24 protein-coding genes are annotated in these 26400 nt (G+C 56.8%); 14 read left to right on the top strand and 10 right to left on the bottom strand.

The annotated features are described in order from the left end of the window. The first annotated feature begins 780 nt into the window (after window positions 1-780). Genes BH712_RS11590 through BH712_RS11570 form a run of 5 tightly spaced genes read left to right on the top strand, consistent with a single transcriptional unit; the run spans window position 781 to window position 4478 of the window. Window positions 781-1041, top strand: a complete 261-nt coding sequence (locus tag BH712_RS11590; RefSeq protein WP_001084853.1) for a helix-turn-helix transcriptional regulator — start codon at window positions 781-783, stop codon at window positions 1039-1041. Next, window positions 1038-1586 carry a host cell division inhibitor Icd-like protein gene (locus BH712_RS11585; RefSeq protein ID WP_000761643.1) on the top strand — a complete coding sequence of 183 codons (549 nt, stop codon included), beginning with the start codon at window positions 1038-1040 and terminating at the stop codon, window positions 1584-1586. Before BH712_RS11590 ends, BH712_RS11585 begins: the two co-directional genes overlap by 4 nt. Further along, window positions 1586-1810, top strand: a complete 225-nt coding sequence (locus tag BH712_RS11580; protein WP_001014979.1) for a hypothetical protein — start codon at window positions 1586-1588, stop codon at window positions 1808-1810. The genes BH712_RS11585 and BH712_RS11580 overlap by 1 nt, the downstream gene beginning before the upstream one ends. Further along, window positions 1807-2130, top strand: coding sequence for a DUF5375 family protein (locus tag BH712_RS11575; RefSeq protein ID WP_006810291.1), 324 nt, complete (start codon window positions 1807-1809; stop codon window positions 2128-2130). The genes BH712_RS11580 and BH712_RS11575 overlap by 4 nt, the downstream gene beginning before the upstream one ends. A 14-nt stretch (window positions 2131-2144) precedes the next feature. Further along, window positions 2145-4478 (top strand): primase-helicase zinc-binding domain-containing protein, encoded by a 2334-nt coding sequence (locus BH712_RS11570; protein ID WP_006810290.1) that lies wholly within the window; start codon window positions 2145-2147, stop codon window positions 4476-4478. 369 nt (window positions 4479-4847) lie between these two features. Here BH712_RS11570 and BH712_RS11565 read toward each other — a convergent pair whose 3' ends face one another. Continuing rightward, window positions 4848-5717: a phosphorothioated DNA-binding restriction endonuclease gene (locus BH712_RS11565; RefSeq protein ID WP_032673678.1), complete on the bottom strand. Its 870-nt coding sequence runs from the start codon at window positions 5715-5717 to the stop codon at window positions 4848-4850. Between the two features lie 300 nt (window positions 5718-6017). On the opposite strand from BH712_RS11565, the gene BH712_RS24310 reads away from it, so the two are divergent. Continuing rightward, window positions 6018-6485 carry a SymE family type I addiction module toxin gene (locus BH712_RS24310; protein ID WP_006810288.1) on the top strand — a complete coding sequence of 156 codons (468 nt, stop codon included), beginning with the start codon at window positions 6018-6020 and terminating at the stop codon, window positions 6483-6485. A 58-nt stretch (window positions 6486-6543) separates the two neighbouring features. On the opposite strand, the gene BH712_RS11555 is transcribed toward BH712_RS24310, so the two are convergent. The 3 genes from BH712_RS11555 to BH712_RS11540 form a co-directional block, all read right to left on the bottom strand. Next, window positions 6544-6915, bottom strand: coding sequence for a hypothetical protein (locus BH712_RS11555; protein WP_006810287.1), 372 nt, complete (start codon window positions 6913-6915; stop codon window positions 6544-6546). 588 nt (window positions 6916-7503) lie between these two features. After that, entirely contained in the window at window positions 7504-8505 is a 1002-nt protein-coding gene (trpS, locus tag BH712_RS11545) for a tryptophan--tRNA ligase (RefSeq protein ID WP_006810285.1), read from the bottom strand. Window positions 8506-8697: 192 nt separating this feature from the next. Beyond that, on the bottom strand, window positions 8698-9708 hold the full coding sequence (locus tag BH712_RS11540; RefSeq protein WP_006810284.1) for a LacI family DNA-binding transcriptional regulator: 1011 nt from the start codon (window positions 9706-9708) through the stop codon (window positions 8698-8700). Between the two features lie 111 nt (window positions 9709-9819). On the opposite strand from BH712_RS11540, the gene BH712_RS11535 reads away from it, so the two are divergent. Continuing rightward, window positions 9820-10947 carry a cellulase family glycosylhydrolase gene (locus tag BH712_RS11535; RefSeq protein WP_006810283.1) on the top strand — a complete coding sequence of 376 codons (1128 nt, stop codon included), beginning with the start codon at window positions 9820-9822 and terminating at the stop codon, window positions 10945-10947. Window positions 10948-10977: 30 nt separating this feature from the next. Here BH712_RS11535 and BH712_RS11530 read toward each other — a convergent pair whose 3' ends face one another. The 4 genes from BH712_RS11530 to BH712_RS11515 are packed head-to-tail and all read right to left on the bottom strand — an operon-like array spanning window position 10978 to window position 15724. Further along, window positions 10978-11799: an alpha/beta fold hydrolase gene (locus BH712_RS11530; RefSeq protein WP_006810282.1), complete on the bottom strand. Its 822-nt coding sequence runs from the start codon at window positions 11797-11799 to the stop codon at window positions 10978-10980. A gap of 30 nt (window positions 11800-11829) precedes the next feature. After that, window positions 11830-13449 carry an MFS transporter gene (locus BH712_RS11525; protein WP_006810281.1) on the bottom strand — a complete coding sequence of 540 codons (1620 nt, stop codon included), beginning with the start codon at window positions 13447-13449 and terminating at the stop codon, window positions 11830-11832. Continuing rightward, window positions 13446-13853 (bottom strand): DoxX family protein, encoded by a 408-nt coding sequence (locus tag BH712_RS11520; protein WP_006810280.1) that lies wholly within the window; start codon window positions 13851-13853, stop codon window positions 13446-13448. The genes BH712_RS11525 and BH712_RS11520 overlap by 4 nt, the downstream gene beginning before the upstream one ends. Continuing rightward, window positions 13853-15724, bottom strand: coding sequence for an amidohydrolase (locus BH712_RS11515; RefSeq protein ID WP_006810279.1), 1872 nt, complete (start codon window positions 15722-15724; stop codon window positions 13853-13855). Before BH712_RS11515 ends, BH712_RS11520 begins: the two co-directional genes overlap by 1 nt. Before the next feature lie 221 nt (window positions 15725-15945). Here BH712_RS11515 and BH712_RS11510 point away from each other — a divergent pair, with 221 nt between their 5' ends. From BH712_RS11510 to BH712_RS11490, 5 genes are all read left to right on the top strand, one after another. Next, window positions 15946-16632, top strand: coding sequence for a hydrolase (locus tag BH712_RS11510; protein ID WP_006810278.1), 687 nt, complete (start codon window positions 15946-15948; stop codon window positions 16630-16632). Between the two features lie 61 nt (window positions 16633-16693). Continuing rightward, window positions 16694-16915 (top strand): DUF1427 family protein, encoded by a 222-nt coding sequence (locus BH712_RS11505; RefSeq protein WP_006810277.1) that lies wholly within the window; start codon window positions 16694-16696, stop codon window positions 16913-16915. Further along, window positions 16912-17172 carry a XapX domain-containing protein gene (locus tag BH712_RS11500; protein WP_006810276.1) on the top strand — a complete coding sequence of 87 codons (261 nt, stop codon included), beginning with the start codon at window positions 16912-16914 and terminating at the stop codon, window positions 17170-17172. The genes BH712_RS11505 and BH712_RS11500 overlap by 4 nt, the downstream gene beginning before the upstream one ends. A gap of 23 nt (window positions 17173-17195) precedes the next feature. Further along, complete coding sequence (locus BH712_RS11495; protein WP_006810275.1) at window positions 17196-17576, top strand: response regulator transcription factor; 381 nt, start codon at window positions 17196-17198, stop codon at window positions 17574-17576. Between the two features lie 9 nt (window positions 17577-17585). Further along, complete coding sequence (locus BH712_RS11490) at window positions 17586-23171, top strand: trifunctional serine/threonine-protein kinase/ATP-binding protein/sensor histidine kinase (protein ID WP_006810274.1); 5586 nt, start codon at window positions 17586-17588, stop codon at window positions 23169-23171. Between the two features lie 3 nt (window positions 23172-23174). Here the strand turns inward: BH712_RS11490 and BH712_RS11485 are convergent, their stop codons facing one another. Further along, on the bottom strand, window positions 23175-23792 hold the full coding sequence (locus tag BH712_RS11485) for a response regulator transcription factor (protein ID WP_006810273.1): 618 nt from the start codon (window positions 23790-23792) through the stop codon (window positions 23175-23177). 300 nt (window positions 23793-24092) lie between these two features. Between BH712_RS11485 and BH712_RS11480 the strand changes: the two genes are divergently transcribed. Together BH712_RS11480 and BH712_RS11475 are read left to right on the top strand one after the other, a co-directional pair. Then, window positions 24093-24698, top strand: coding sequence for an ATP-dependent Clp protease proteolytic subunit (locus tag BH712_RS11480; protein WP_006810272.1), 606 nt, complete (start codon window positions 24093-24095; stop codon window positions 24696-24698). Between the two features lie 134 nt (window positions 24699-24832). Then, window positions 24833-25954: a ribosomal protein uL16 3-hydroxylase gene (locus BH712_RS11475; RefSeq protein WP_006810271.1), complete on the top strand. Its 1122-nt coding sequence runs from the start codon at window positions 24833-24835 to the stop codon at window positions 25952-25954. Window positions 25955-26000: 46 nt separating this feature from the next. On the opposite strand, the gene BH712_RS11470 is transcribed toward BH712_RS11475, so the two are convergent. Next, on the bottom strand, window positions 26001-26186 hold the full coding sequence (locus tag BH712_RS11470) for a hypothetical protein (protein ID WP_032673676.1): 186 nt from the start codon (window positions 26184-26186) through the stop codon (window positions 26001-26003). Between the last annotated feature and the right edge of the window lie 214 nt (window positions 26187-26400).

Here is a 26400-nt window from a genome sequence, read left to right as displayed (position 1 = left end):
TGTCTGATCTACACCCTTCCTTTAATACATACTATTCACTACTGTTCACTTCAATAAAAATATAGTAAATACATGTGGTTAAGTGGTGTAGTGTTTTAATTAAAGTGATCATCTACTGTTCATGACTGTTCACAGAGATAAAATTAAACATATATTTATTTTTCATATAAATCGCGATATTTATTTCAGTTTATTACTGGAGCTTTTCTCATCACCAATATTCACCAGTATTCAATACATATTCTATGTAAAGAATAAAAGATGTCTTATGTCTGTTTAATAATTGAACATTCAACCTCCCTGCACTCAGTTGCATTTCAGGGAAATATTCATAAAAATGAATTTGTCTGATGTTCATTAAACACATCCGGATACATGCGGAAGTAAGATGGTAATTTAATTTCTTTAATCATCGGATTTATTGATACACATGGTGAGCTGTTTATTTTTGGCCGTTTTTGGCTCTTTTATTAATCAGGTATTGTCTTAGTGCTTATGATGTAAAGCCCTGAATGATATGGGCTGGTTCAGATTTGAGCTGTGATCCTGCCTAGTGTAATAGACTTTTTTATTATTGATGCTCCTTATTATATTCCATAAAGGAATTGTTTGTTTTTGTTCGTTTCATACGGTTTTTAGCTGTTTTATTTTTTGAGAAATCAACATTTCACACAAAATAAATAAAGCATGCGCGAGCCGCTTATATAAACATAATAAGGAACTACCTGAATCCGCATGGAATTGCCCGGACTGTTGTAAACATATTAGAGAGGTAGCCAGATGAATAGTATTTCCGTTTCCACCCCGGCACCAGCTGCTCCGGTGCTCCCGGTTCCGGCTCAGCAGGAGCGCTTCATACGATTACCTGAAGTGATGCACCTTTGCGGGCTATCCCGTTCAACCATCTACGATCTTATCAGCCGCGATGCCTTCCCGCAGCAGATATCCCTGGGTGGAAAAAATGTGGCCTGGGTACAGTCGGAGGTCAGTGCATGGATGGCGGCGCGAATTGCTGCCCGCGAGCAAGGAGGCCATGCGTGAAACTTGCTTTGCAGTCTCATCTCCTTTTTTCTGGCTTGCGTCCTGATATCTTTTCCAGGTATAGTTTTCCCGCTGCCGCAAAATCGGCTGCCGGGCGTAGGAACCCGAGTTACTTATTGGCGACACCAGACGCGCCGTGCGTCTTTTTTTACGTCGTTGCTCAGGCACACCCATTTTTCGGGCTGCGGTGCTTATACCTTAGCCCCTTTCAGATAATGGTGGTCCGGGCGGGGCAGCCTTCGGGCTGGCCGGTTTCCAATAAGGCCGGTATTCCTACCCCCGTTCGGGTCACCACCCATGAGCGTAGGAACTCCGGTGGTGGCATTTACCGCTACTTATTGGAGGTTGCCCTTATGGCTACGATCCTCGCCCCGTCACATCCTCAATTTATATTTGTTTTTGCCGCCGTTCGTCGTGCAGAACGTAAACCACGTATCAGTATGCTGCGTATCATCGCCAGCAATGAGCATCATGCACGTCTTTCACTGGTCCATGAGTATGTGCTTTGTCTTGCTGCTCGCCTGCCTGTCCGGGAGGTGATCTAATGAATCACGCCGCAATCTCTTATGACGATATTCTCCGCCTGAAGCATCTTCGTAACGTGGGAGAGTTTGTCACTGGAATGGCTGTTCTTCAGGATTGCTACGAAAAACCTGCCAGTGCTCAATGTGAACAACTGGTTTCCCTGATTTATCTGATGACAGAGCAGCTTGATGGCGTGGTACAGCGTTGCCAGGATGACCTCATGAACATGGAGGTGGTGCAATGAAATCACGCACTCTTTCCCTTTCACTTCGGGTAGCGTTGTATCGCCGCGCGGTAGCCTGCGCCTGGTTGAGTGCCTGCTATCAGCAAAACCGCCATCTGCAGCTCACTCTGGATGAAATTGAAACCGCTATTGCCCGTGAGCTTGAAGGATTTTATCTGCGACAGCACGGGCAAACAAAAGGCATGGAAATCGCCTGCGCCCTGCTTTCAGACCTGATGGAATACGGCCCTCTAATGTCCTGTCCCGCACTCTCCCAGCTCGGAACAGCCGTAATGGATGAGTTATGCGTCCGTCACATCAAAAAGCCGGTTTTACACTGAGGGAGAACTGCGTCATGTCAGGAATGAAAGTCAGTCAGGCCGTGAAGGCTGCCCGCGGTCACTGGGCTCAGATTCTGCCAGCGCTGGGCGTGAATATATTGAAAAATCGCCATCAGCCTTGCCCGGTCTGTGGCGGTAAAGATCGTTTTCGCTTCGACGATCAGGAAGGACGCGGAACATGGTTCTGCAATCAGTGCGGAGCCGGGGATGGTTTAGCGCTTGTCACCAGGGCACTGAATGTGGATATCAGTGAAGCAGCTGACAGGATACATGGACTGACACATGATCTGTCTATAGTTAATTCCGAGGTCAGGACGTTAACCGCCGATACCGATAGCGGGAAAGATGCAGCGGCAGCACTTGCCGCGCGACTGCTGCAAGCCTCGCGTGAATCTGCCGGAAACACTTATCTTACACATAAAGGTTTCCCGGAGCATATTTGCCATGAGCTGACTTCAGCTCATAAGGCCGGTGGGGTGATGTTCCGCCCCGGTGATTTGATCGTCCCACTCTATAACGCTGACGGGGAGCTGGTGAATATTCAGCTTATCAGTGGCAATGGTAGCAAGTGTTTTCTTAAAGGAGGTCAGGTTAAGGAGGCCTATCATCTGATAGAAGGGGGCGGGAGTTCTGTAAGAAGGATTTGGATTGCGGAAGGTTACGCCACGGCGCTTACCATACATTATTTGACAGGAGAAGCCGTCATGGTGGCATTTTCGTCGGTCAACTTTCTTTCTCTGAGCAGCGTTGCCCATAATAAGTATCCTGGATATCAGTTAATTATTGCAGCGGACCGCGATCTGAATGGTTCAGGCCAGAACAGGGCTGAAACTGCTGCAAAAGCGAGTCAGTGTGACATTGTGCTGCCACCGGTTTTTGGTGACTGGAATGATGCGCTTACCCAATACGGAGAGGAATCCACCCGGAAGGCAATTCTTGAGGCTTTGAAGCCACATAACGCCAGTCCTTTCGACACAATGAGTGAAGCAGAATTCACAGCGATGAGTGTCAGCGAAAAAGCTCAGAGGGTTCGGGAGCATTACAGGGATGCACTGGCGGTTGATCCGAACGGGCAGCTTTTATCCCGCTACGAGTCTGGAGCGTGGAAAGTTATTTCTCAGTCAGATTTTGCCCGAGATGTCGCAGCCCTTTTCCAGCGCCTCGGGGCACCGTTTTCCTCAGGAAAAATTGCCTCACTGGTGGAAACATTAAAGTTAATTGTTCCGCAGCAGCAAAATCCGTCACGTCATCTGATTGGTTTTCGTAATGGCGTTCTCGATACGCGAACAGGGCTTTTTAGTCCGCACTGTAAAGAGAACTGGCTGCGTACCCTGTGTGAAGTCGATTTCACGCCACCGGTAAAGGGGGAAACGCTTGAAACTCATGCCCCGGCATTCTGGCGTTGGCTGGACCGGGCCGCCGGACACAAGCCAGCAAAACGTGACATTATTCTTGCAGCGTTATTTATGGTGCTAGCGAACCGCTATGACTGGCAGCTCTTTCTGGAAGTGACTGGCCCTGGTGGAAGTGGCAAAAGTATTCTGGCTGAAATTGCGACCATGCTTGCTGGAGAGGATAACGCCACCTCTGCGACCATTGAAACGCTGGAGTCCCCGCGAGAACGTGCGGCTCTGATAGGTTTTTCTCTTATTCGCCTGCCTGATCAGGAGAAGTGGAGCGGCGACGGCGCCGGGCTTAAGGCTATAACTGGTGGCGATGCAGTATCTGTGGACCCCAAATATCAGAATGCTTATTCAACACATATTCCGGCGGTTATCCTGGCCGTAAATAATAATCCTATGCGCTTCACTGATCGCAGTGGTGGTGTGTCCCGCAGGAGAGTTATTCTGCATTTTCCTGAGCAGATAGCACCGGAAGAACGCGATCCGCAGTTGAAAGATAAAATTGCACGAGAACTGGCTGTGATTGTTCGTCAGCTCATGCAGCGTTTCAGCGATCCGATGAGCGCCAGAACATTGCTTCAGTCGCAGCAGAATTCTGATGAGGCTCTCACCATCAAGCGTGATGCTGATCCAGCATTTGATTTTTGTGGTTACCTTGAGGCATTACCTGACACCAACGGCATGTTTATGGGGAACGCCAATATTGTCCCGCGCCAGCCACGTACGTACCTTTACCATGCCTATCTCGTATACATGGAGGCTAATGGCTTTAAAAATACCCTTAGCCTGACAATGTTTGGCAAAGGGCTACCAGTTATGCTGAAGGAATACGGGCTAAATTATGAGAAGCGGCGAACTAATCAGGGAATGCAGACTAACCTCACTTTAAAAGAGGAAAGTAATGCAGACTGGCTTCCCAAGTGTGATGAGCCAACAATCAAATAATTACAACTAACCCGGCTGATGCCGGGTTTCTTATTGGAAACGTACGAATGTAGAGATAGCAGTTCACTCTTCACCTAACTGTTAATACATAACCAATTGATATATAAATTAAAAGTTGCAGAGTGAATAGTGTGCATGGTTTTGCGAAAAAAAAGTATTTTTTGTTGAGTCAAGTCCCGGTTTGGATCCGTTTAACGGAACCTAACTGGATTGACTATTTCTTCGATAATTTTTGGATAAATAATCAACAAAAATCAAAATGTGAACAGCGATTGGAGGGGGCACAAAAGGGGGCATAATTGAATTAATTATGAATAAAATCCATTTTTTACAAGAATTTAAATGAATGTGCGAGTCCGGCCTTCGCACTCACCCTCTAAACACTTCTCTCCGATGCCACTCCACAAACCCTTCCCCTGGATAATTCCCTTTCACCATCGGCAAAGCAATCTGCTTCCCTGCAAAATCCCAAAACAACCGCCCAACAATCCCATTCCCATTCACCGCCTCAGACACGAGCACCCGCATACTCTCATCCAGCCCAATCGAGCCCTTATCAAACGCCTTATGATGAATCGCACACAACGCCAGTCCGTTCGGGATCTCACACGGTCCGCCAAACTGCTTCCACTTGATATGCGCAGCTTCAAGTCCAACAGAGGCGTTATCATGCCGCATGTTGAATCCACAGATTGCGCACTCATAGTTATAAGCACGTAGCACCTGCTGCCGGAACAGCGGATCGCGAACCTTACTAATCTGCTGGATATCAAAACCCATCTCATCCGCGATCTCTTCCTGAATGCTTTCAGGAAAATGTGCTTCAAGGATCTGCTGCGCCAGCAAGCCGCTCAGGTTTTTGTTCTTACTCAGCAATACAAAGTGTTCTTCATCAAACCCGCCCGCGACATTATGTTCCACAAGTTCTTTAACGGGCGGCTGCTTACTACCAGTGGTCGAACAGAACTCAGTGTTCTTCAGATCCCAAAAACCATCCCCTTTGAGCCGCCAGAAAGGCATATTCGGGTAATGTGCTTTCCTCTGTGGGCCAAAGCGTTCTAACAGGCTAAGCAACTTTTCGTGGACCTCGGTTCCGTAATCAAACAGTCGTGCATGCCCCTGCTGATAGTTCGCCAGCACGTACAGAAGCAATAAAGGCTTATGCGGCGCACGCTGTTCGCCTTTGCGCCAGATGGTGATGTCGGCAATTGCCTGTTCGAGAGTTTTGCTGGAAGCCATCGCGTTACGGTAGAAGGTAAATAAATGCGATGATGCTCGCAAAACCCAGACCAATCAACCCGCAACTAACAAAAACATGACCTTACCGTACATAACACTATTTCCTGAATCCTCCTCGCAAATTCCAAATTTACCCCAAGCCAAACCGCTGTATTTATATTCAGCACGGTATAATAAGCACCAGAAATTACGCCGAACGGCAAAGGAAGTATCAAAGAGAATTTAATGAAGAATTCGCGATATGAAGGTGCTGCAACACCCCCATACCGCTAACCACAACCAACTATCGAGGAGTTGAAAATGGCTGCGACGAATTTTAAGCCAGAGTTTACTGTTTGCAAAACAGAATCAGACGCTTTCACCGACATGATTGAAAATCGCGAGCTGGTCCGCAAAAACAGCGCCCGCCGTCTGCACGGCAACCCGCCCAACGCGGCACCCGTTCATCCCCGCGCCGAAACGCCGCAGGACAGTGCCGCCTGTTGCGAACTGTATGCACGCATAGACATGAAATACCTTCTTCTGGGCGGCGACTGGTTAACCCGCGCGGGCTTTATCAACGGTATGCCCGTAAAAATCCGCGCCATGAAAGACTGCATTGTGATTACGCCGCAGCATACAAGAGAATTATGGGGATGCCTGGAAGGAATGAGCGTGGTGAATATCAATAAACAAAAAGTGGCGCAGTGGTTGAAGACCTTTCCAGGAGCGCTGAATGATACGGGGGATGTTCCGATGATTAAGCGCGGAGGTGGGAAGGCCGTTTAAACTTAAGACTAACGAGTGCGGGCATAAGAGCGCATGCCCGCACTACGCTAAAAGTCACTCAATCATGATGTACTTGTTCTTTCACAGTTTTAACCAGTACAGCATGGAGTTCGCCAACGGTTAAATCGCGTATCACAGGTTCGGGAATGCCTCGTAACCTGCGAATCAAACGGCAGATACCCAAGTAATCTATGCCCTCAGTGCTAAAAAGAAACTCGTTTTCAGCGAGAGAAAAAGTTTTCTTATAACCATCTTCTTCAGTGACGAGCGTAACGCCAAACGCTTCCTCGCAGTCTTCTATCAGGTCATCGCCATCCATGCCGCAGATATCAAGATCGGCTTCGATTAGGGTGTTCTCATCAATGCGCTTGCGATGATGTCCAGATGACTGACGTACAACTTCTATGACCTGCGAAAGAGTGGGATTCATTATGTTGGATTCCTTGGGGGAAGAAATGGCGCAGACATTTATGAAGAGACCGAATTAACGCCTGGGACTTATTATTGATGGTCCAAAGAAAATCAAAATAACCCATACAAACATCCCAATGATTTTTAACGGCCAGGGTTCGAATATATCAAAGCACACAATTGCTCCTATAACTAATAGTGGTCCTCCCAATAATTCCAGTATTCCTTCTAAGATAGATAACTTATGAGGCAATACACGATTCAGTAAAACGGCCATAAAATTTGCGCATCCTAAAGTGATGATTATAGCTATAGTGGATTCTTTCCAGTTATCAGTGGCGCCCACGCATATGAGGCATAACACAATGACAAAAACACAAAGTAACGTATTCAGCATGGAAATAATAAACTTGCTCATAACAGCTGCCGCGACGTTTAAAAATATAAAGAGCCTATGAATATCGTGCACTTAGTAGGATGACAAACGACATTCACTAATAATGCATTTAAGAGACTCTTGCGCTTTAACCATTATTTTAATGGGCTACAAAGCGGCTTCGTGCTCTTCCCACGCACTCCACCGCCCAACCTCAATCAACTCACCTCATCAAAACACCGGCACCCCCAGCCCCACCTTCACCTCCCTCAACGTCTCCTGCGTCACCCCCTGCGCCCGTTCGGTCCCGCGCTTCAGCATCGCCATCAATTCCCCCTTATCCCGCATATACATCGCCCTCCGCTCCCGCATCGGCGCAATCAGCTCCTGCAAACACCCCTCCAGCTCGTTCTTACACACCCGGTCGCCCAGCCCGCCCGCCTGATAGTGCGCCTTCATCGCCGCCACCTTGCCCTTGTCCGGATGAAACGCGTCGAGATACGTAAACACCACGTTCCCCTCAATCTGCCCCGGGTCGCTCACCTTCAGGTGGTTCGGGTCGGTGTACATGGCGCTGACCGCACGGTGAATGGTCTCTTCACTGGCCGAAAGGTGCAGCGTGTTGCCCAGTGATTTCGACATCTTGGCGCTGCCGTCGATGCCGGGCAGGCGGCTGGTGTCGCTCAGCATCGCCTTACAGTGGCGCAGCACCGGGGCGGGCAGCAGGCTGTTCATCTTGTGCACAATCTCGTTGGTCTGCTCAATCATCGGCAGCTGGTCGTCGCCGACGGGCACGCACTCGGCCTTAAACGCGGTGATGTCCGCCGCCTGGCTGATGGGGTAGGCCATAAACCCGACCGGCAGCGAGCGGGCGAAGCCTTTCTGGGCAATCTCGTTCTTCACCGTCGGGTTACGCTCCACGCGGGCGACGGTAACGATGTTCATATACAGCATCGTCAGTTCGGCGAGGGCGGGCAGGGCGGATTGCAGACAGATGGTGGTCAGGTTCGGGTCGATGCCCGCGGCGAGGTAGTCGGCCAGCACTTCGGGGATGTTATCGCGAATTTTTTGCGGATTGCTGCCGTTGTCGGTCAGCCCCTGAAGGTCAGCAATCAGCACAAACTGGTTGTGCGTCTCCTGAAGCGCCACGCGCTGGCGCAGCGATCCGACGAAATGACCGAGGTGCAGCGGGCCGGTTGGGCGATCGCCGGTGAGGATGGTGGGTGCGTTCATAAAGACTCCTTAATGTGCAATTGCCGAAAGGGGTCTTAGAAATGTGAAAGCCGCCTTTCGGCGGCTATCTGAAATGGGAAAACTACTCCGGGCCGCCTTTAAGAAGGCAGCCACCAGCGTTTAATGGTGAGTACGGCGGAGCGTGTGTTCATCGGATTAACCTATCATGCGAAAGCGCAGGGGTAAAGCGGCTCAGGCGCCGCTACTTGAGGCGCGTACCTTCAGCCTGCCCGCCAGCGTCACGTGCGTGGCGGCATCTTCCTGATTGCACAGGTACTCCGCCGCCAGCCGTCCCAGCTCGCTGTAGGGGAGCTGGATACTGGTCAGCGGCGGGGTGAGCTGCTCGGAAATCTTCTGGTCGTCGTAGCCCGCCAGCAGCATGTCCTGCGGGATGCGCACGCCGTGCACCGCCAGCGCCTGATAGCAGCCAATCGCCAGCCAGTCGCTGGCGCAGAAGATGGCGTCCGGGCGCTCGGCCAGTTCCAGCAGCGAAGTGGTGGCGGTAAAGGACTCGCTGAACTGCCAGTTGGTCTGGCGCACCAGGCCGTCGTTACACGCGAGTCCGGCCTGCTGCAATGCCGCCCGGTAGCCCGCCAGACGCTGGCGCGAGGCCTCCATCCAGCTCTCGCCGGTGATGTGAGCGATGCGCGTGGCCCCGCAGGCGATAAGGTGTTTAGTGACCTGAAAAGCATTGGCGTAGTCGTCCGGGATAAACGACGGCAGCAGCGGCGAGCCGGGGTCGCGCTGGTTGAGCAGCACCCGCGGGATGCGGGTGCACTCCTGAAATGCCGTCATATCGACGACGTTCGTGACCGGAGAGGCAAGAATAATCCCGATGCAGTTGCGCTTCTCCAGCTGGCGGATGATGTTCAGGGCCAGCTCGATGTCGTCGCCGTAATCGTAGACGGTGAGCAGGGTCTCGTTGCGCCACGCGGCTTCCCGCGCCTGGCTGATGGCGTCGATAAACGGGTCGACGCTTTGCATGGAACTCACCAGCAGGGCGATCTCCTCCTGGTTACGCGGGGCGTGAACGGCGGGGAGGCGGTCGTAGCCCAGGTCGGTGGCGACGTTGATCACCCGCTGACGGGTGTCGTCACTGAGCTTGATGTTGCGGGACTGGTTAAGCACCAGCGATACCGTCGCCTGCGACACCCCCGCCGCCCGCGCAATATCGTTCATCGTTACTTTCGTTTTTCGCTTCATCCGTCCTCTCCTTTTCGCGCCTGCGTGAACCTTGTGAAGGGGTTCGCAGTTTGCGCGTTTATCCTTCGGCTAATATTTATTAGCTAAATTTTATCAGCGAGAGGACGCATAATGAAAGAGCAATGGAGCAGGGAGCAGGCACAGGCGTGGTATCAGCAGAAAGGCTGGCTGTGCGGGTTTAACTATCTGCCGTCGACGGCGGTGAACTGGACCGATATCTGGCAGGAAGAGACCTTCGATGCCGCAACCATCAAGCGCGAGCTGGGCTGGGCGGCGGACGCGGGCTACAACACCCTGCGCATAAACCTGCCGTTTATCGTCTGGGAGCACGATCGCGACGGGCTGATGGCGCGCATCGACCGGTTTTTGACGATTGCCGACGCTCACGGGTTCAGCACCATGCTGACCCTGATGGACGACTGCGGCTTCTCCGGCGACGAGCCATATCTCGGCCCGCAAAAGCCGCCCGTGCCGGGCAAGCACAACAGCCAGGCGGCGGCGAGCCCGGGGCGCGACAAGGTGTGTAATCCCGACTGCTGGGCAGACATTGAACGCTATATCCGCGACGTTGTCCGCCAGTTCCGCGAGGATAAACGCGTATTGCTGTGGGATCTCTACAACGAGCCGGGCAACCGCGGCATTTTCGCGACGGGCACGCAGGAGGTGCAGTACGACGCGAAACTGGAGACCTGCGCGCATAAGCTTATGAAGCTCGCGTTCCAGTGGGTGCGTGAGGAAGATCCGACCCAGCCGCTCACCGTCTGCGCATGGCGAGTCCCGCCGGAAGAGGAGGGGGAAACGTTCTTTCACCATCCGCTGGACCAGACTGCGCTGGCGCTGTCGGACGTGGTGAGCTTCCACGCCTACACCCACACGGGGCGCATGACGGCGATGATCCAGCAGCTGCAAAAACTCGGTCGCCCACTATTTTGTACCGAATGGCTGGCGCGCCACGTGGGCAGCACCATTGAAGAGCAACTTCCGCTGATGTACGCGGCGAAGGTCGCGCCGTACCAGTGGGGGCTGGTGCGCGGCAAAACCCAGACGTGGCTGCCGTGGCCGGTAGTGATGAAGGAGTCCACGGACTACTGCCGCCTGTGGTTCCACGACGTATTTGAGGAGAACGGTATCCCGTTCTCACACCGGGAAATCGCGCTGATGCAGTATCTGCGCAAGATCGCCCCGGGTGGCGGCTGCGCCTTATCCGGCCTGCAAAATCAACCTTTACAGGCCGGATAAGCGAAGCGCCATCAGGCTTCGCGTAATGACTTACAGCGACTTCACAAACGCCAGCAGATCTTCGTTGAGCTGGTCCTGGTGAGTCAGCGCGAAGCCGTGCGGCGCGTTGTCGTACACTTTCAGCGTGGCGTTATTAATCATCTCTGCCGCCAGCTTGCCGGTCGTTTCAAACGGCACGATCTGGTCGTTGCTGCCGTGGATCACCAGCGTCGGGACGTCGATTTTCGCCATATCCGGGCGGAAATCGGTTTCGGCGAAGGCGGTCACGCAGTCGATGGTGCCTTTCAGCGACGCCAGCAGGGCGATGTTCAGCGTCTGCGTCAGGGCACCCGCGGAAACGGTCTGCCCGGCATTGGTGCCGTAGAACGGGGTGGCGAAATCGCTGATGAACTGGGCGCGATCTTTACGCAGTCCGTCGCGGATCCCGCTGAACACGCTCTGATCCACCCCTTCCGGGTAGCTATCGGATTTGCCGAAAATGGGCGTTACCGCGCCCAGCAGCGCAAGACCGGCCACGCGTTCGCTGCCGTAGTTGTTGATGTAGCGCGTCACGTCGCCGCCGCCCATGGAGAAGCCCACCAGCGTCACGTCGCGCAGATCCAGCGTGGTGATCAGGTCGTTAATGTCGGACGCAAAGGTATCGTAATCATAGCCGTTCCACGGCTGATCCGAACGCCCAAACCCGCGACGGTCAAAGGCGATGGTGCGGTAACCGCGCTCGGCCAGGAAGTTCAGCTGGCTGTCCCACATATCCCCGTCCAGCGGCCAGCCGTGGCTGAAAAGAACCGGTTTGCCCGCGCCGCAGTCTTTGTAATAAATCTGCGTACCATCTTTTGCCTTAAACGTTGCCATAGTGTGTTCCTCTACAGGTGAGTGTTATGTTCAGACCGGCGCGACCAGATAACGAATTGCCGGTGATGTGGTGCCCTGATGAAAAGCCAGAACGCGGCTCTGCAACAGGAGGTCATTCATGGTGTGGCGTTCCTGCTGGCGCAGATGCTCGATCCAGGAACCCATCAGGAAGGTCTCGATAAACAGACCCGGACGTTCGATATCCTCGTACACCGCCCAGCTCATCGCCCCGGCGCGGCGGCGCACCCGGCGTAGCTCGTGCACGGCCTGCAAAAACGCTTTCGCATTCTGCGGGTCGATAATGTACTCATGCGACACCAGCACCGGGCCGCGCTCGTTCGGGAGTTCAATCTCCACGCCGTCCAGCGGCTGCCCGCTCAGGTCGAGGTTTAAATCCGGATCTTTCTCCAGCTTCCAGCGGAACACCGTCGTGCTCGCCAGCACCATGCCCAGCGTGGCGACAACCAGCGAGGTCGGGGTGCCGAACTGCGAGGCAATCTGGCCCCAGACGGCGCTGCCTGCGGTCATCGAACCGAAAAACACCGTCAGATACACCGCCAGCGCACGGGCTTTAACCCAGCGTGCGGCGCTGCGCTGCGCGCCAAGGTTGAGGGTAGAAAGCACCGCAATCCACGCGAAGCCGGTAAAGAACTCAAACAAGTTTAGCAGCCAAAAGTGACGCACAAATGCCAGCGCCAGCATGGTGATCGCAAACGTCAGGCTGGCGGCCACCATCAGCCGATCGGCGTTCAGCCGCTGGCGCAGACGCGGCAGCAGGATGGCCCCGGCAATGGCGCCAAGGCCGATACACGCCAGCATCACACCGTAGCCCGCCGGGCCTAAGCCCAGCTCGCGGCGCGCCACCAGCGGCAGTAACGCCCAGCCCGCGCTGCCGAAAACGAAGAAGGCCACGGTGCGCACCAGCACGTTACGCAGCACCGGCGCGGCGTGCACGTAGCGAATGCCGGACCGCACCGCGGAGAAGAAGTGCTCCGGCGGCAGACGTTGCACGGACGGCGCCGGACGCCAGCGCCACAGCACCCACGCCACGCCCATCACGGACAGCGCGTTCAGGGCAAACACCATCCACGGTCCGGCAAGCGACAGCAGAAAACCGCCCAGTGCAGGGCCAATCGCCCGGCTGATGTTCACCCCGAGCGAGTTAAGCGCCACGGCGGAACCCAGCTCGGGCTTGCTCACCAGGTCAGGCACAATCGCCTGAAACGGCGGCGAACTCATGGCCGCGCCCACGCTCAGCAGAAACGTTGCCACCAGCAGAACGGTGGGGGTGACGTGTCCGGTAAAAGAGAGCAGCGTCAGCCCGGCGGCGGCAATGAACACCCACAGCTGGGAGAAAAGCAGGTATTTACGTCGGTCGACGATGTCCGCCATCACCCCGGACGGCAGGGCGAAGAGGAACATCGGCAGGCTGCTTGCCGCCTGCACCAGCGCGATATCCAAAGGATCGGCGCTGAGCGTCAGCATGCTCCAGTTGATACCGACGTCGCTCATCCATGAGCCGACGTTAGAGACCACCGTGGCGATCCACAGCATGCGGAACACCGGCTGGCTCAGCGGCTGCCAGGGCGAAACCGCGGGTGCGGGGGTCGTCTCGACGTGTGCGTCGCGAACGTCGTTTACCTGGGTCATGCGAACCTCTCCGTTGTTTTACGCTGCACTCGCCACTGGCCCGGCCCGGTGAGGGCAAGGGTGGTGAAGATAATCAGCAGCAGCCAGCCGAACTGCCCCTCGGCAATCGACCAGTTCGGGTGAACCGCCAGCATCGCCACCAGCAGCACGGCGATAATCGGCAGGCACGCCAGACGGGTGTAAACCCCCGCAATGATAAACAGCGGACAGATCACCTCGGCGACGATCGCCGGGATCAGGCTGGCATACGGCCCGAAACCAAACGGATCTTCGATGCGCGTCAGCTCTTCGCTGAAGTGCAGCACCTTCGGCAGGCCGTGCACGTAAAGCAGCAGCAGACTGCCGGTCAGGCGCAGAAAGAACAGCCCCGGGTCGACCCGGGGCGAAGCGTCATTTTGTTTCATCAGAATGCAAAGCAGCTGCAACCCAGCGCCCCCCAGAAAGCGTTATCGTCGGATACCGGCATCGCTGACGTGCGGGCAAAATCATGCTGGTGGCTGTGAACCCCGCACGGGCCGCTACAGTGGTGAGCCACACTCATGCCCACGCGTGCGGCCTGCGGCGGCGCGCTGCGGTAGTGGCCCGGCACCTTCACCACCGGGGACCACTCGGGCAGGACCGGAATGGCGGGCGGCGCGAGCGGGCCAAAAGCGCCTGCGGCATAGACGATATCGCCGTTCACCACGGTGAGGACGGACTCGATGCCCTTGATCTCCTCCTCCGGCACGCGGAAGTAGTCTTTGCTGAGCACGGCCAGATCCGCGAGCTGGCCCGCTTTGATCTGCCCCTTCTGATTCTGCTCGCTGGAGAACCACGCGCTGCCCTGGGTCCAGAGCATCAGGGCGGTATCGCGGTCCAGACGAGCGCTGTGATCGTACATCTGCATCCCGCCAACGGTGCGGCCGGAGACCAGCCAGTAGAGGGCGGTCCACGGGTTATAGCTCGCCACGCGGGTGGCGTCCGTCCCTAATCCCACCGGCACGCCGGTCTCAAGCATTTTTGCCACCGGCGGCGTGTGGCGGGTGGCTTCGATGCCGTAACGCTCGGCAAAGTACTCGCCCTGGAAGGCCATGCGGTGCTGCACGGCAATGCCGCCGCCGAGTGCTTTGATGCGGTCGATGTTGGCCTGCGACACGGTTTCGGCGTGGTCGAAGAACCAGTGCAGGCCGTTGAACGGAATGTCGCGGTTCACCTTCTCGAACACGTCCAGCATGCGGCTGATGGACTCGTTATAGGTGGCGTGCAGGCGGAACGGCCAGCGGTGCTCCACCAGATGGCGCACCACGCGCTCCAGCTCGTCCTCCATGCCCGGCGCGAGGTCAGGGCGCGGTTCGAGGAAGTCTTCAAAATCGGCGGCGGAGAAGACCAGCATCTCGCCCGCGCCGTTGTGACGGAAAAAGTCGCTGCCCTGGCCCGGCGTAAGCATGTCGGTCCATTTTTCAAAGTCCTCCAGTTCGTGGCCCGGACGCTGGGTAAACAGGTTGTAGGCGATGCGGATGGTCATCTGCTTTTTCTCGTGCAGCTCGGCAATCACCTCGTAATCTTCCGGGTAGTTCTGGAAGCCACCGCCCGCGTCGATGGCGCTGGTCAGCCCCAGACGGTTCAGCTCGCGCATGAACTGACGCGTGGAGTTGACCTGCTGCTCCAGCGGCAGCTTCGGCCCTTTGGCGAGGGTTGAGTACAGGATCATGGCGTTCGGACGGGCAATCAGCATCCCGGTCGGGTTGCCGTTGGCGTCGCGCTGGATCTCGCCCCCCGGCGGGTTTGGCGTCTCTTTGGTGTAACCGACCACCTTCAGCGCGGCGCGGTTGAGCAGGGCGCGGTCGTACAGGTGGAGAATGAACACCGGGGTATCCGGCGCAGCGTCGTTGATCTCGTCCAGGGTTGGCATACGGCGCTCGGCAAACTGGAATTCGCTCCAGCCGCCGACCACGCGCACCCACTGGGGCGACGGCGTGCTCAGGGCCTGCTCTTTCAGCATCCGCAGGGCGTCGGCCAGGGACGGCACGCCTTCCCAGCGCAGTTCAAGGTTGTAGTTCAGCCCGCCGCGAATGAGGTGCAGGTGCGAGTCGTTCAGGCCGGGGATGGCGGTGTGGCCTTTTAAGTCGACCACTTTGGTGGCGTCGCAGTGGTGTTGCATCACCTCGGCAACGGTGCCCACTTCCAGGAATTTCCCGTCGCGCACGGCAACGGCTTCCGCGAGAGGATTCTCGCGATCGACGGTGTGAAACTGGCCGTTAACCAGGATGAGATCGGCTTTACCGGGGGTAACCATAACTGCTCCAGACTGAGAGGGGGAATGGTCAGGATTATGGGAACCGGTTTCGGCAAAGATCCAGTTATACAATAGGATAGGTATACCAAAGTATAACTATACCTAAGGTTAACTATACGAAGAGATAATTACACACCAACGGTGGGGGCCATAGGATGAAGGTGATTTTATCGGCGCGCTGTTCGCGGCGATTTTAACCTTTAACCTCACTGGATAATCTTATGACCACTTCTAAGCTCGAAGTCTTAACCCCTGCCAACTGTCAGATGATCTTTATCGACCACCAGCCGCAGATGGCGTTTGGCGTGCAGTCTATTGACCGCCAGGTGCTGAAAAACAACACCGTGGCGCTGGCGAAAGCGGCTAAGGTGTTCAACATCCCAACCATCATCACCACCGTTGAAACCGAAAGCTTCTCCGGTAATACCTACCCGGAGCTGCTGGACGTGTTCCCGGGCCAGGACATTCTGGAGCGTACCTCCATGAACTCCTGGGACGACCAGAAGGTGCGCGATGCGCTGAAGGCTAACGGCAAGAAGAAGGTGGTGGTTGCCGGTCTGTGGACCGAAGTGTGCAACAACAGCTTTGCCCTGTGCGCGATGCTGGAAGGCGACTACGAAATTTATATGGTGGCGGACGCGTCCGGCGGTACCTCCAAAGAAGCCCACGACTTCGCGATGCAGCGCATGATCCAGGCGGGCGTGATCCCGGTGACCTGGCAGCAGGTGATGCTGGAGTGGCAGCGCGACTGGGCGCGTAAAGAGACCTACACCGCGGTGATGGATATCGTGCGCGAGCACTCCGGTGCCTACGGCATGGGCGTGGATTACGCCTACACCATGGTGCACAAAGCGCCGTCTCGCCAGAAGAGCGAGCACCGCACCTTAGCGCCGGTCCCGGCTCGCTAAGTTCCGCTGGCGGGCTGGTCCCTCATCCGGCTCGCCGCTGACGCTTTCTCTGGAGTTCACGATGAGTACAGGGTTGATATCCCTCGCAGCAGGCGTGCTGATTGGCCTGATGTATGCCGTGCTGAAGGTGCGTTCCCCCGCGCCGCCCGCGCTGGCGCTGATTGGTCTGCTGGGGATGCTGGCAGGCGAACAGGCAATGCGTCATCTTTTATCCCGCGATAATCCCGCTGACGTGCAGGTGACGATTCCCCACGTTCAGCCCCCGAACGGAGCGTCATCATGAAGGCCTGGATTATTTCGCTGGTGTGCGGGGTCGCGGCTGGGGTAATTTACGCCCTGCTCGACGTGCATTCCCCGGCGCCGCCGGTCGTCGCGCTGCTTGGCCTGTTCGGTATGCTGGTGGGTGAACAGCTGATCCCCATCGGACGTCGCCTGGTGAGCCGCGAACCGCTGACCCTGGCCTGGTTTCGTCATGAATGCGTACCGAAGATCAGCGGTACCGCGCCCCCAGCGCCCGCGAAGGAAAGCCGCGACGCGTAACGATTTATTTGAGGAAAGACAGCATGACGCTGCCGTGGCGCATTGCCATCATTGATGACGAACGCTCTGTTCGCAGCGGACTCAGTAATCTGCTGCAATCGGAAGGGTATGCTACCGATACCTTCGATTCGGCAGAGGTGTTTTTGAGCCACCCTCTCGCCCTGTCCGGCGCGTCGCTGGTGATCACCGACATCAAGCTGCGCGGCATGAACGGCATCGAGCTGTTTGAGAAGCTGCGGTTGCTGGCCACGCCGCCGCCGCCAATACTGTTTATCTCCGGCCATGCTGATGAAAATATGCAGCGGTATGCACTCAGTCTGGGGGCCGCTGCATTTTTGCGTAAGCCGATTAACATCGATATTCTGCTGGATCATATTCAGCGGGAGCTGACCCGCCGACAATAAGGATCGCGGATGAACGAACATACGTCGCCTGCATTTTGGCCCGCCCGGGGAAGTCTCCATGAAGGGCGGGCTTTTGTTCTGAAAGAGGATGTTATTTTTACCGTGCTGGCGCAGGAGGACGGCATCTCCTGGATGAACGGGCGACATCCCCAGTCCGGCGGTTCGTTTATTATTGCTACTGCGGTCAGCGATGAAGACGAGGAGCGGGCCACCCGGCGGCTGAAAAACGAGTTTGCCCTGCGCGACAGGCTTCATGACGGCTGGGCAATCCGGCCCGTCGCCTCGACCCAGTACCGCGGACGTTTTGCGCTGGTCTACGCGCCGTTCTGCTTTGAACTGCTGGCGTGCCGGGCAGGTAAGGCGATTTCCGGGATCGCCCGTTTTATCGAGATGGCGATCCGCCTCTGCGGTCCCCTGCGCCAGATGCACCTGCACAACCTGATCCACGGCGATATCAAACCCGGGGCGATCTTCGTTCATCACGACGCTACCTGCCGTCTGTGCAGCTTTGGCCTCTCCTGCGACACCTCCGACGCGTTCTCCCGGACCCCGCTTTCCGCCTCGGGCGGCACGCCCGCGTATATGTCACCGGAACACACCACGCGTACCCAACGCGCCGTCGACAGCCGGAGCGATCTCTACAGTCTGGGTATCGTGCTTTATGAACTTCTGACCGGGCGATTACCGTTTGAACTGAGCGCTGATGACCAGACCAACTGGGCGCATTACCACATTGCCTCACAGCCGCTTGCCCCGGGGCGGGTGCGTCCGGACGTACCCGGCATGCTGTCGACCATTATCCTTAAGCTGCTGGAAAAAAATCCGGAGAATCGCTATCAGACCGTTGACGGGCTGATAGCCGACCTCAGGCGCTGCCAGGCGACGCTGACCGCCGAAGGCGAAATCGTCGACTTTATTCCCGGCCAGCAGGATCACTCTCCGGCGATCCAGCTTGCGGATGCGCTTTTCTCTGCGCACCCGCAGGCCAGCGACGTTATCGCCGCGTTTGAACAGGTCAGCCAGAGCGGTGCGCCGGAACTGGTGACGATTGGCGGTCCGTCGGGGATCGGCAAATCTTCCGTGATCGCCACCACCCTGAAATCGCTGCAACAGCGCAAGGTGCTGCTGGCGGTAGGCAAGGTCGATCAATATTCCCCCACGCTGCCCTACGGCGTACTGAGTTCGGCGTTTCGGACGCTCGCGCTGCACCTGCTCGGGCTGCCGGGCGGGGAGGTGGCGACGTGGAAAATCCGCCTGTCGCGCGCGCTGGAAGGCTACGAAGAGCTGGCTGTCAGCCTGGTGCCGGAGCTGAATTTACTTCTGGAGAATAAACCGCGTTTCTCGGCGGATACGTTTTCCATCGACGCGCGGGCGCGCTTCAGCCATATGGTGCTGGCGCTGGTGAAAACCTTCGCCACCCAGGGCGCGCCGCTGGTGCTGCTGCTGGACGATGTGCAGTGGATTGACGCGGCCAGCCTGCAAACGCTCGATCACCTGTTGCGTACCTGTGGCGCCATCCCGCTGCTGGTGGTGGTGGCGCACCGCGATCTCAGTTCGCTTTCTGACGCCACCTTGCAGACCGCGCTGGCGAGCCTGCCGGAGGCGGCGCAGCATGCCACGACGATCGTGCCACAGCCGCTGTCGGTGAAGGCCGTGGCGCGCTGGCTCGGGGGGATTTTTCATGTCCGCAGTACCGGCACCGCCGATCTTGCCACGCTGATCCATGAAAAAACCGGCGGCAACCCGCTGTTCGTGCAGGAATTTTTCCGCCGCATCGTCGATGACGGACTGGTGGTGCATAACAAATACCAGGGGAAATGGCATTACGATCTCCAGGCCATCCGCGCCCGGCACTATACCGAAAACGTGGTGACGCTGGTGCTGGAGCAGCTGGAGGAGATGCCTGACGAGACGCGCCGTCTGCTGGGCAGCATCGCCTGCCTCGGCTGCACGGGCGAACTGGAGATGCTGTGCCGCGTGGTGGGGCAGTCGGCGGCGGAAATCCGCTACGCGCTTCACCCGGCGGTTACCGCTCAGCTGATTGTGCTGACGGAGAAAGAGTACGCCTTTACCCACGATCGGGTGCAGGAAGCCGCCTTTGCCCTGCTGGATGAGGGCGAGAAAAGCCATCTGCACCTGACCACCGCCAGCCTGCTGGCGGATGCCGTGCGGCAGACGGCAGGCAACGAACTGCTGTTCCGCGCGGTTCACCACGTCAGCGCCGCGCTGGACTGCATCCAGCCTGCCCCCCAGCGGCAGCGATTCCGTGAGCTAAGCCTTCAGGCCGCGCGGCGTGCGAAGCGTACCGGCGATTACCTCTCCGCCTTAAGCTATATCCAGACCGCCAGAGCGCTGGGGAACGCTGGCCCGGTCTCGGACTTTATGCTGGATATCGAAGAGGCGGGCTGTGAGTTTGCGCTTGGGCACCTGGAGCGTACGCGCGCGCTGTGCGATGCGATCCTCGGTTCACCGGGCGGGCTGACGGAAAAAGCGCTGGCCGCCAACCTGCTGGCGGAAGTCTATATGCGCCAGTCGGAGATCCGCCTGGCGCTGGAGGCGTCGTTATGCTGGCTGGGCGTGTTCGGGATCCAGATCAGTCGCTACCCGGAAAATGCCGAATGTGACGAAGCCTGGCAGCTGTTCTGTCAACGCACCGCCGACGCGCCGCAGAACCCGTTTTCTCAGCTTAAGCTGATGGAGAGCGCAGAGACCGAAGCGGTGATGAACCTGCTTTACAGCGCCAGTATATTCGCCAGCTTTACCTGCCCGCGCCTGCACTTTTTACTCCTGTGCCGGATGATGCACCTGACGCTCGACCACGGCATAACCGGCGCCTCCACCACGGCGATGGCCTGGTTTGGCGTGCTGATTGGCCACCGCTACGCCGAATACCGTCTCGGGTTTGAGTACGGCACGCTGGCTCGCGAGCTGGTGAACCGCCACGGCTATGACGCCTATGAAGCCAAAACCCTGCTACCGCTCGACCAGCTCAGCGTCTGGACCCAGCCGCTGTCGTACACGATTGAGTGCGCAAAAGCCTGCTTTACCTCGGCGGTGACCCACGGTGACATGACGATGGCCTGTTTCGCGGCCTGTCATCAGATCATTAACTTCCTCTCCCGGGGCGATCATCTGGATGGCGTGCTGACCAGCATCGATCGCGGCCTGGCCTTTGTGCACAAAACGGATTTTCAGGACATTGAAACCGTTCTGCACATTCAGCGCCGCTACGTGGAGTTTTTACGTACGCCGGTGACGGGCACCTGGAGCGCCGCCCAGGCGCTGCCTGACGATCTGCTGCCCGCGCCGCCGGAACAGGCGCCCGATCAGACCTCGACCATGCTGTTCTGGTACTGGCTCTATCGCGGGATGGCGCATTTTACCTGCGGCGAATATGCCGACGCGCAGGCGGATTTAGAGAGGGCGGGCTGGTATGCGTGGTCCGCGCCGGGTCATATTCATCTGCTGGATTACCATTTTTACAGCGCGCTGGCGCTCTCGCGCCAGCTCACGCCGGAGACCTTTTCGGCGGATTATCGCCGCAGTATTCATCACCATTACGACAAAATCGCCCTCTGGGCGCGAATTAATCCGGGCACGTTTGCCGATAAAGAGGCGCTGATTTACGCTGAAATCGTCCGTCTGGACGGCATGAACAGCATCGCGCTGGAGCAGTATGAAAAAGCGGTGCGGCTTTCGCGGGAGGGCGGGTTTAACCCGATCAACGCCCTGGCGCACGAGCTGGCAGGGCGTTTCTCGCTGGCCTGCGGCTACCCGACCGCCTCCGACGCCCATTTCCGCGGCGCGATTGCCGCCTGGGGCCGTGCCGGGGCACAGGCCAAGGTGCGCCAGCTGGAGCAGGATTTCCCGCATCTGCTGGCCTCCGGGCAGAGCCGCGCGTATGACACGGCGGCCTTCGCCCAGAACGAGGTGATCCGCGATTTACAGAGCGTCATCAAAGCCTCACGCGCCTTGTCCGAAGAGATCAACCTTGAACGTTTGATCGAAAACCTGATGACGCTGCTGCTTGAACGGGCCGGGGCGCAGCGTGGCCTGCTGCTGCGCGTCAGTGAAAATCACATCCCGGAGATCGAAGCCAGCGCCTGGACCCGCACTGACGGGGTACGGGTGCGGATCCTGAAAGCGTCACCGATGGCGACGGACATGCCGCTGTCGGTGCTGGCCGCGGTGATCCGCACCGGGCAGGAGATCCGCACCGGCAAACCGGAGGAGTTTCACCCGTTCAGCCAGGATCCTTATCTGGTAACGTCCGGCGCCGCCGTAATGTGCGTCCCGATGTTCAAACAGGCGCGGCTGGTGGGGGTACTGTATCTGGAAAACCGCCTGATGCCGGAAGTGTTTACCGCCGAGCATTCACGCGTGGTCAGCCTGCTGGGCGCGCAGGCGGCGGTTTCGCTGGAGACGGCGCGGCTCTACGCCGAGCTGCTGGCGGAAAACATCCAGCGCCGACGGGTGGAGAAAGAGCTGCGCGCCAGCCAGACCTCGCTGATGCTGGGCGAGCAGATCAGCCACACCGGCAGCTGGCGCTGGGAGCTGGTGCAGGATCTGATGTTTATGTCCGAAGAGTACGCCCGCATCCTTGGTCTGCCGGAGCAGCAAAAAATGATCTCAATGGCGGAGTTTTTGACCTTCGTGCATGAGGACGATTATGGCCGGATCAGCACTCTCGTTAACCAGAGCGTGCGTGACGGGCTGTCGATGCGCGCGGAGTTTCGCATCATCCGCACCGACGGCTCCGTTCGCTACATCCTCGGGATTGGCGATCCGGTGGGCGTAGGCAGCGAGGTGAATGAGTATTACGGTATTATCACCGACATCACCAGCCAGCGGGCGGCGGAGGATGCGATGCGGGTGGCACAGGCGGATCTGGCGCGAGTCTCCCGGGCCACCACCGTCGGGCAGCTGACCTCGTCGATCGCCCACGAGATCAACCAGCCGCTGATGTCGATTGTCTCGAACGCCGGGGCAAGCCTGCGCTGGCTCAACCGCGATCCGGCGCGGCTGGACAAAGTGCGAGAGGGGCTGGAGGAGATCGCCGCCGAGGGCGAGCGGGCAGGGGAGATCATCCGCAGCATTCAGTCGCTGACGCGCAAACAGGATCCCACGTTTACGCGAATCGATCTGCACTTCCTGATCCACCACATCATTATGCTCTCCCGCAGCGAACTTGAACTGCGACACATAAGCGTTGATTATCTTCTGAACGCTGATAACAGCTTTATCATCGGCGACAGCGTGCAGATCCAGCAGGTGTTGCTTAACCTGGTGATGAATGCGATGGAAGCGATGGCGGAAGTGACGGATCGCCCGTGCAGCATCACGATCTCCACCGCGAACTGCGCCGAGGGGAAGGTGATCTTTGAGATTGCCGATACCGGCAGCGGCATCGAGCCGGAGCATACCGAGCGGATCTTTGACTCGTTTTACTCGACCAAAGCGCAGGGGATGGGGATGGGGCTGACCATCAGCGCCAGCATCATTGAACGGCACCGGGGGAAACTGAGCGCGCGCCGCAGAGAGCCGTACGGCACGGTCTTTACCTTCGCGCTGCCGCTGGCCGGACAGGAAGAGTAACGGTTACTCCGCAGGCTGATGTTTGGTCAGGCGCTCAACCGCCCTGACCAGCTCGGCCACGGAGCGGACCTGCATTTTCTCCATTACCCGGCGGCGGTGCACTTTCACCGTAATTTCACTGACGCCCAGCTCGGCGGCGATCTGCTTGTTGAGCTTGCCGCTGATGGCCAGCTCAAGCACCTCACGCTCGCGCGGGGTGAGGGACATATGGCGCTGTTTCAGGGCGTAGTGCTCTTTGACGCGGGCGGCGTTGTGCTGTGCCAGCCGGAGCGCGGATTCAATGGAGCCAATCAGCGCGCTGGATTCAACGGGCTTAGTGAGAAACTCGTAGGCCCCGCCTTTGATCGCCCGGACGGACATAGGAATGGTGCCGTGGCCGGTGAGAAAGATGATCGGTATTTCCCGCCCGCTGGCTTTCAGCGCATCTGCGACATCAAATCCGGTTATTGTCGGCATTTGCATATCCAGGATCACGCAGGAGGGCAGATCCTCAAAGGGGTAACTGAGAAAGGCTTCTGCGGAGGAAAAGCCAAGGGCGTGTATATCCGCTGATTCCAGCAGCCCAACAACGGACTGCCTGACTGTGTCATCGTCATCAACCACATAAACAATGTGTTCCATTCACCGCCCCGGTGTGTGATCAGTAAATCATCGAGAATAAAATAGCGCCTTTTTGAACGTAAGCGACTGTTTGCTATCCTCATTCATACTAACACATTAATTATTATTATCATTTATCAATATGAAGATGATATGAAAGTGTAATAAAAATGTGGCGAATTAGTTAGGAGTGAAGCGCTGTTTTTAGAGATCTTTCTGGCTGCGGAGCCAGCGCACGACACGCGATGTTTTGTGTGAGGACGCCGACGAGTAAAACAGGCTACACTCTGATTTTGAGCGCGACAAGCTGAGGACATAACGATGCACTACACACTGAAAAGCAGTGACGATAAAGAAAAAGCGGAAGGAACAAACGGCGCGGGCGCTCTACAGCAAAAACTGCTGGAATCCCGTTCGATTGTCATCTCCGGTGAGATCAACCAGGAGCTGGCCCAGAAAGTCATCACGCAGATGATCCTGCTGCAAAGCGTCAGCAACGATCCGATCAAGCTGTACATCAACAGCCAGGGCGGCCACGTGGAAGCGGGCGACACCATCCACGACTTCATCAAGTTCATCCGCCCGGACGTGCACGTTATCGGCACCGGCTGGGTGGCGAGCGCCGGGATCACCATCTTCCTGGCGGCGAAAAAAGAGCACCGCTACTCGCTGCCGAATACCCGCTTTATGATCCACCAGCCGCTGGGCGGCGTGCGCGGCCAGGCGACGGATATTGAGATCGAAGCGCGTGAGATCATCCGCATGCTGGAACGCGTGAACAAGCTGATTGCCGATGCCACCGGCCAGCCGCTGGAAAAAGTGAAGAAAGACACCGACCGTAACTTCTGGATGTCACCGGCGGAAGCGCTGGACTACGGCATCGTGGGCAAACTGATCACCCATTATGACGAGCTGAACCTGGATTAAGTTTTAGCCCGCGTGTGCGTCGGGTGACGGCTTTGCCTTACCCGACCTACACGCGCTCGATTGACCCATGACAAGTTCCCCCCTGGCCGTCTCTTCTATAATCGCGCCTGTTTACCCTCTCACTGGTGCTAACCATGGCGTATCAACTGAACCTGAACTGGCCGGAATTTCTTGAAAAATACTGGCAAAAACAACCCGTTGTGCTGAAAAATGCCTTCCCGAATTTTGTCGACCCCATTACCCCTGATGAACTGGCGGGTCTGGCGATGGAGCCGGAAGTCGATAGCCGCCTGGTAAGCCATGCTAACGGCAAGTGGCAGGCGAGCAATGGCCCGTTTGAGCATTTCGATAATCTCGGTGAAACCGGCTGGTCGCTGCTGGCGCAGGCGGTGAATCACTGGCATATGCCCGCCGCAGAACTGGTGCGTCCGTTCCGCGTCCTGCCGGACTGGCGTCTTGATGACCTGATGATCTCCTTCTCCGTCCCGGGCGGCGGCGTGGGGCCGCACATCGATCAGTATGATGTGTTTATCATCCAGGGGATGGGTAGCCGTCGCTGGCGCGTGGGTGACAAACTGCCGATGCGTCAGTTCTGTCCGCATCCGGCCCTGCTGCATGTAGATCCATTTGAGCCGATCATCGACGAAGATCTGGCGCCGGGTGATATCCTCTACATTCCGCCTGGATTCCCGCATGACGGCTTCACCCATGAAACCGCGCTCAACTACTCTGTCGGTTTCCGCGGGCCGAACGGCCGCGATCTGATCAGCAGCTTCGCCGATTACGCGCTGGAGAACGATCTGGGCGGCGAGCACTACAGCGATCCGGATCTGACCTGTCGCGAACACCCTGGCCGCGTGGAGCAGTACGAGCTTGATCGTATCCGCCAGATGATGATCGACATGATTAGCAAGCCAGATGATTTCACGAAATGGTTTGGCAGCTTCGTCTCGACGCCGCGTCATGAACTGGATATTGCTGCCGCCGAGCCGCCGTATTCCGCAGAAGAGGTGCTCGACGCGCTGCAAGGGGGCGAAACGCTCTCCCGCCTGAGCGGGCTGCGCATGCTGAATATCAACGGCAGCTTCTTTATCAACAGCGAACAGCTGGAAACGGTGGATGCGAACGCGGCGGATGCGCTGTGTCGCTACACCGAGCTGGGCCAGGCTGAGCTGGGCGAGGCGCTGAATAATCCGGCGTTTGTGGACGAGCTGACCGGATTAATTAACCAGGGCTACTGGTACTTCGACGAGTAGATGAGTAACAGCAGGCGGCGTTTAGTCAGGCTAAACGCCGCTACGTTTAAACCAGCATATTACAGGCCTTCCAGTAGTTAAGAAGCCGCTCATCATCGCGCTCTTTCTCCGCTTTATTTTTCATCGCCTGGGCGAGATTTTCTCGCGATACTTCATGGCCTTTTTGCACGATGTCTAAAACCGCTTCACCAAGAGCCAGCGAAATTTCTGCCCGATTGTTGCGAATCGTCATAAATACCTCCTCGTTGGTTGCCATAATTTAATTATGAACGGGAAATAATCAGCCGGTAATAATTCATCTCATTCTTATTTTTTCAATTCGGCGCTAAATAGACACAATATTCGCTTCTGTCAATGATGTTTCAAAATGCTAATAAGCCTTTTATGCCTGAATTTATGCGCTACAGTTAATTTCGTGCAACAGGCAAATAACCGAAACAGGAGAA

It is taken from the genome of Enterobacter hormaechei ATCC 49162 (assembly GCF_001875655.1).
Taxonomy (GTDB): Bacteria; Pseudomonadota; Gammaproteobacteria; order Enterobacterales; family Enterobacteriaceae; genus Enterobacter; species Enterobacter hormaechei.
The sequence above is the reverse complement of the archived record's forward strand: the minus strand, read 5'-3'. Positions and strand labels throughout refer to the sequence as shown.

Coding starts and splice junctions, on each gene's coding strand:
- BH712_RS11570 (WP_006810290.1), top strand. CDS start 2,145: ATGTCAGGAATGAAAGTCAGTCAGGCCGTGAAGGCTGCCCGCGGTCAC.
- BH712_RS11475 (WP_006810271.1), top strand. CDS start 24,833: ATGGCGTATCAACTGAACCTGAACTGGCCGGAATTTCTTGAAAAATAC.
- BH712_RS11485 (WP_006810273.1), bottom strand. CDS start 23,792: ATGGAACACATTGTTTATGTGGTTGATGACGATGACACAGTCAGGCAG.
- BH712_RS11580 (WP_001014979.1), top strand. CDS start 1,586: ATGAATCACGCCGCAATCTCTTATGACGATATTCTCCGCCTGAAGCAT.
- BH712_RS11530 (WP_006810282.1), bottom strand. CDS start 11,799: ATGGCAACGTTTAAGGCAAAAGATGGTACGCAGATTTATTACAAAGAC.
- BH712_RS11525 (WP_006810281.1), bottom strand. CDS start 13,449: ATGACCCAGGTAAACGACGTTCGCGACGCACACGTCGAGACGACCCCC.
- BH712_RS11495 (WP_006810275.1), top strand. CDS start 17,196: ATGACGCTGCCGTGGCGCATTGCCATCATTGATGACGAACGCTCTGTT.
- BH712_RS11590 (WP_001084853.1), top strand. CDS start 781: ATGAATAGTATTTCCGTTTCCACCCCGGCACCAGCTGCTCCGGTGCTC.
- BH712_RS11515 (WP_006810279.1), bottom strand. CDS start 15,724: ATGGTTACCCCCGGTAAAGCCGATCTCATCCTGGTTAACGGCCAGTTT.
- BH712_RS11555 (WP_006810287.1), bottom strand. CDS start 6,915: ATGAATCCCACTCTTTCGCAGGTCATAGAAGTTGTACGTCAGTCATCT.
- BH712_RS11565 (WP_032673678.1), bottom strand. CDS start 5,717: ATGGCTTCCAGCAAAACTCTCGAACAGGCAATTGCCGACATCACCATC.
- BH712_RS11575 (WP_006810291.1), top strand. CDS start 1,807: ATGAAATCACGCACTCTTTCCCTTTCACTTCGGGTAGCGTTGTATCGC.
- BH712_RS11505 (WP_006810277.1), top strand. CDS start 16,694: ATGAGTACAGGGTTGATATCCCTCGCAGCAGGCGTGCTGATTGGCCTG.
- BH712_RS11490 (WP_006810274.1), top strand. CDS start 17,586: ATGAACGAACATACGTCGCCTGCATTTTGGCCCGCCCGGGGAAGTCTC.
- BH712_RS11520 (WP_006810280.1), bottom strand. CDS start 13,853: ATGAAACAAAATGACGCTTCGCCCCGGGTCGACCCGGGGCTGTTCTTT.
- BH712_RS11540 (WP_006810284.1), bottom strand. CDS start 9,708: ATGAAGCGAAAAACGAAAGTAACGATGAACGATATTGCGCGGGCGGCG.
- BH712_RS11480 (WP_006810272.1), top strand. CDS start 24,093: ATGCACTACACACTGAAAAGCAGTGACGATAAAGAAAAAGCGGAAGGA.
- BH712_RS11510 (WP_006810278.1), top strand. CDS start 15,946: ATGACCACTTCTAAGCTCGAAGTCTTAACCCCTGCCAACTGTCAGATG.
- BH712_RS11535 (WP_006810283.1), top strand. CDS start 9,820: ATGAAAGAGCAATGGAGCAGGGAGCAGGCACAGGCGTGGTATCAGCAG.
- BH712_RS11470 (WP_032673676.1), bottom strand. CDS start 26,186: ATGACGATTCGCAACAATCGGGCAGAAATTTCGCTGGCTCTTGGTGAA.
- trpS (WP_006810285.1), bottom strand. CDS start 8,505: ATGAACGCACCCACCATCCTCACCGGCGATCGCCCAACCGGCCCGCTG.
- BH712_RS11500 (WP_006810276.1), top strand. CDS start 16,912: ATGAAGGCCTGGATTATTTCGCTGGTGTGCGGGGTCGCGGCTGGGGTA.
- BH712_RS24310 (WP_006810288.1), top strand. CDS start 6,018: ATGGCTGCGACGAATTTTAAGCCAGAGTTTACTGTTTGCAAAACAGAA.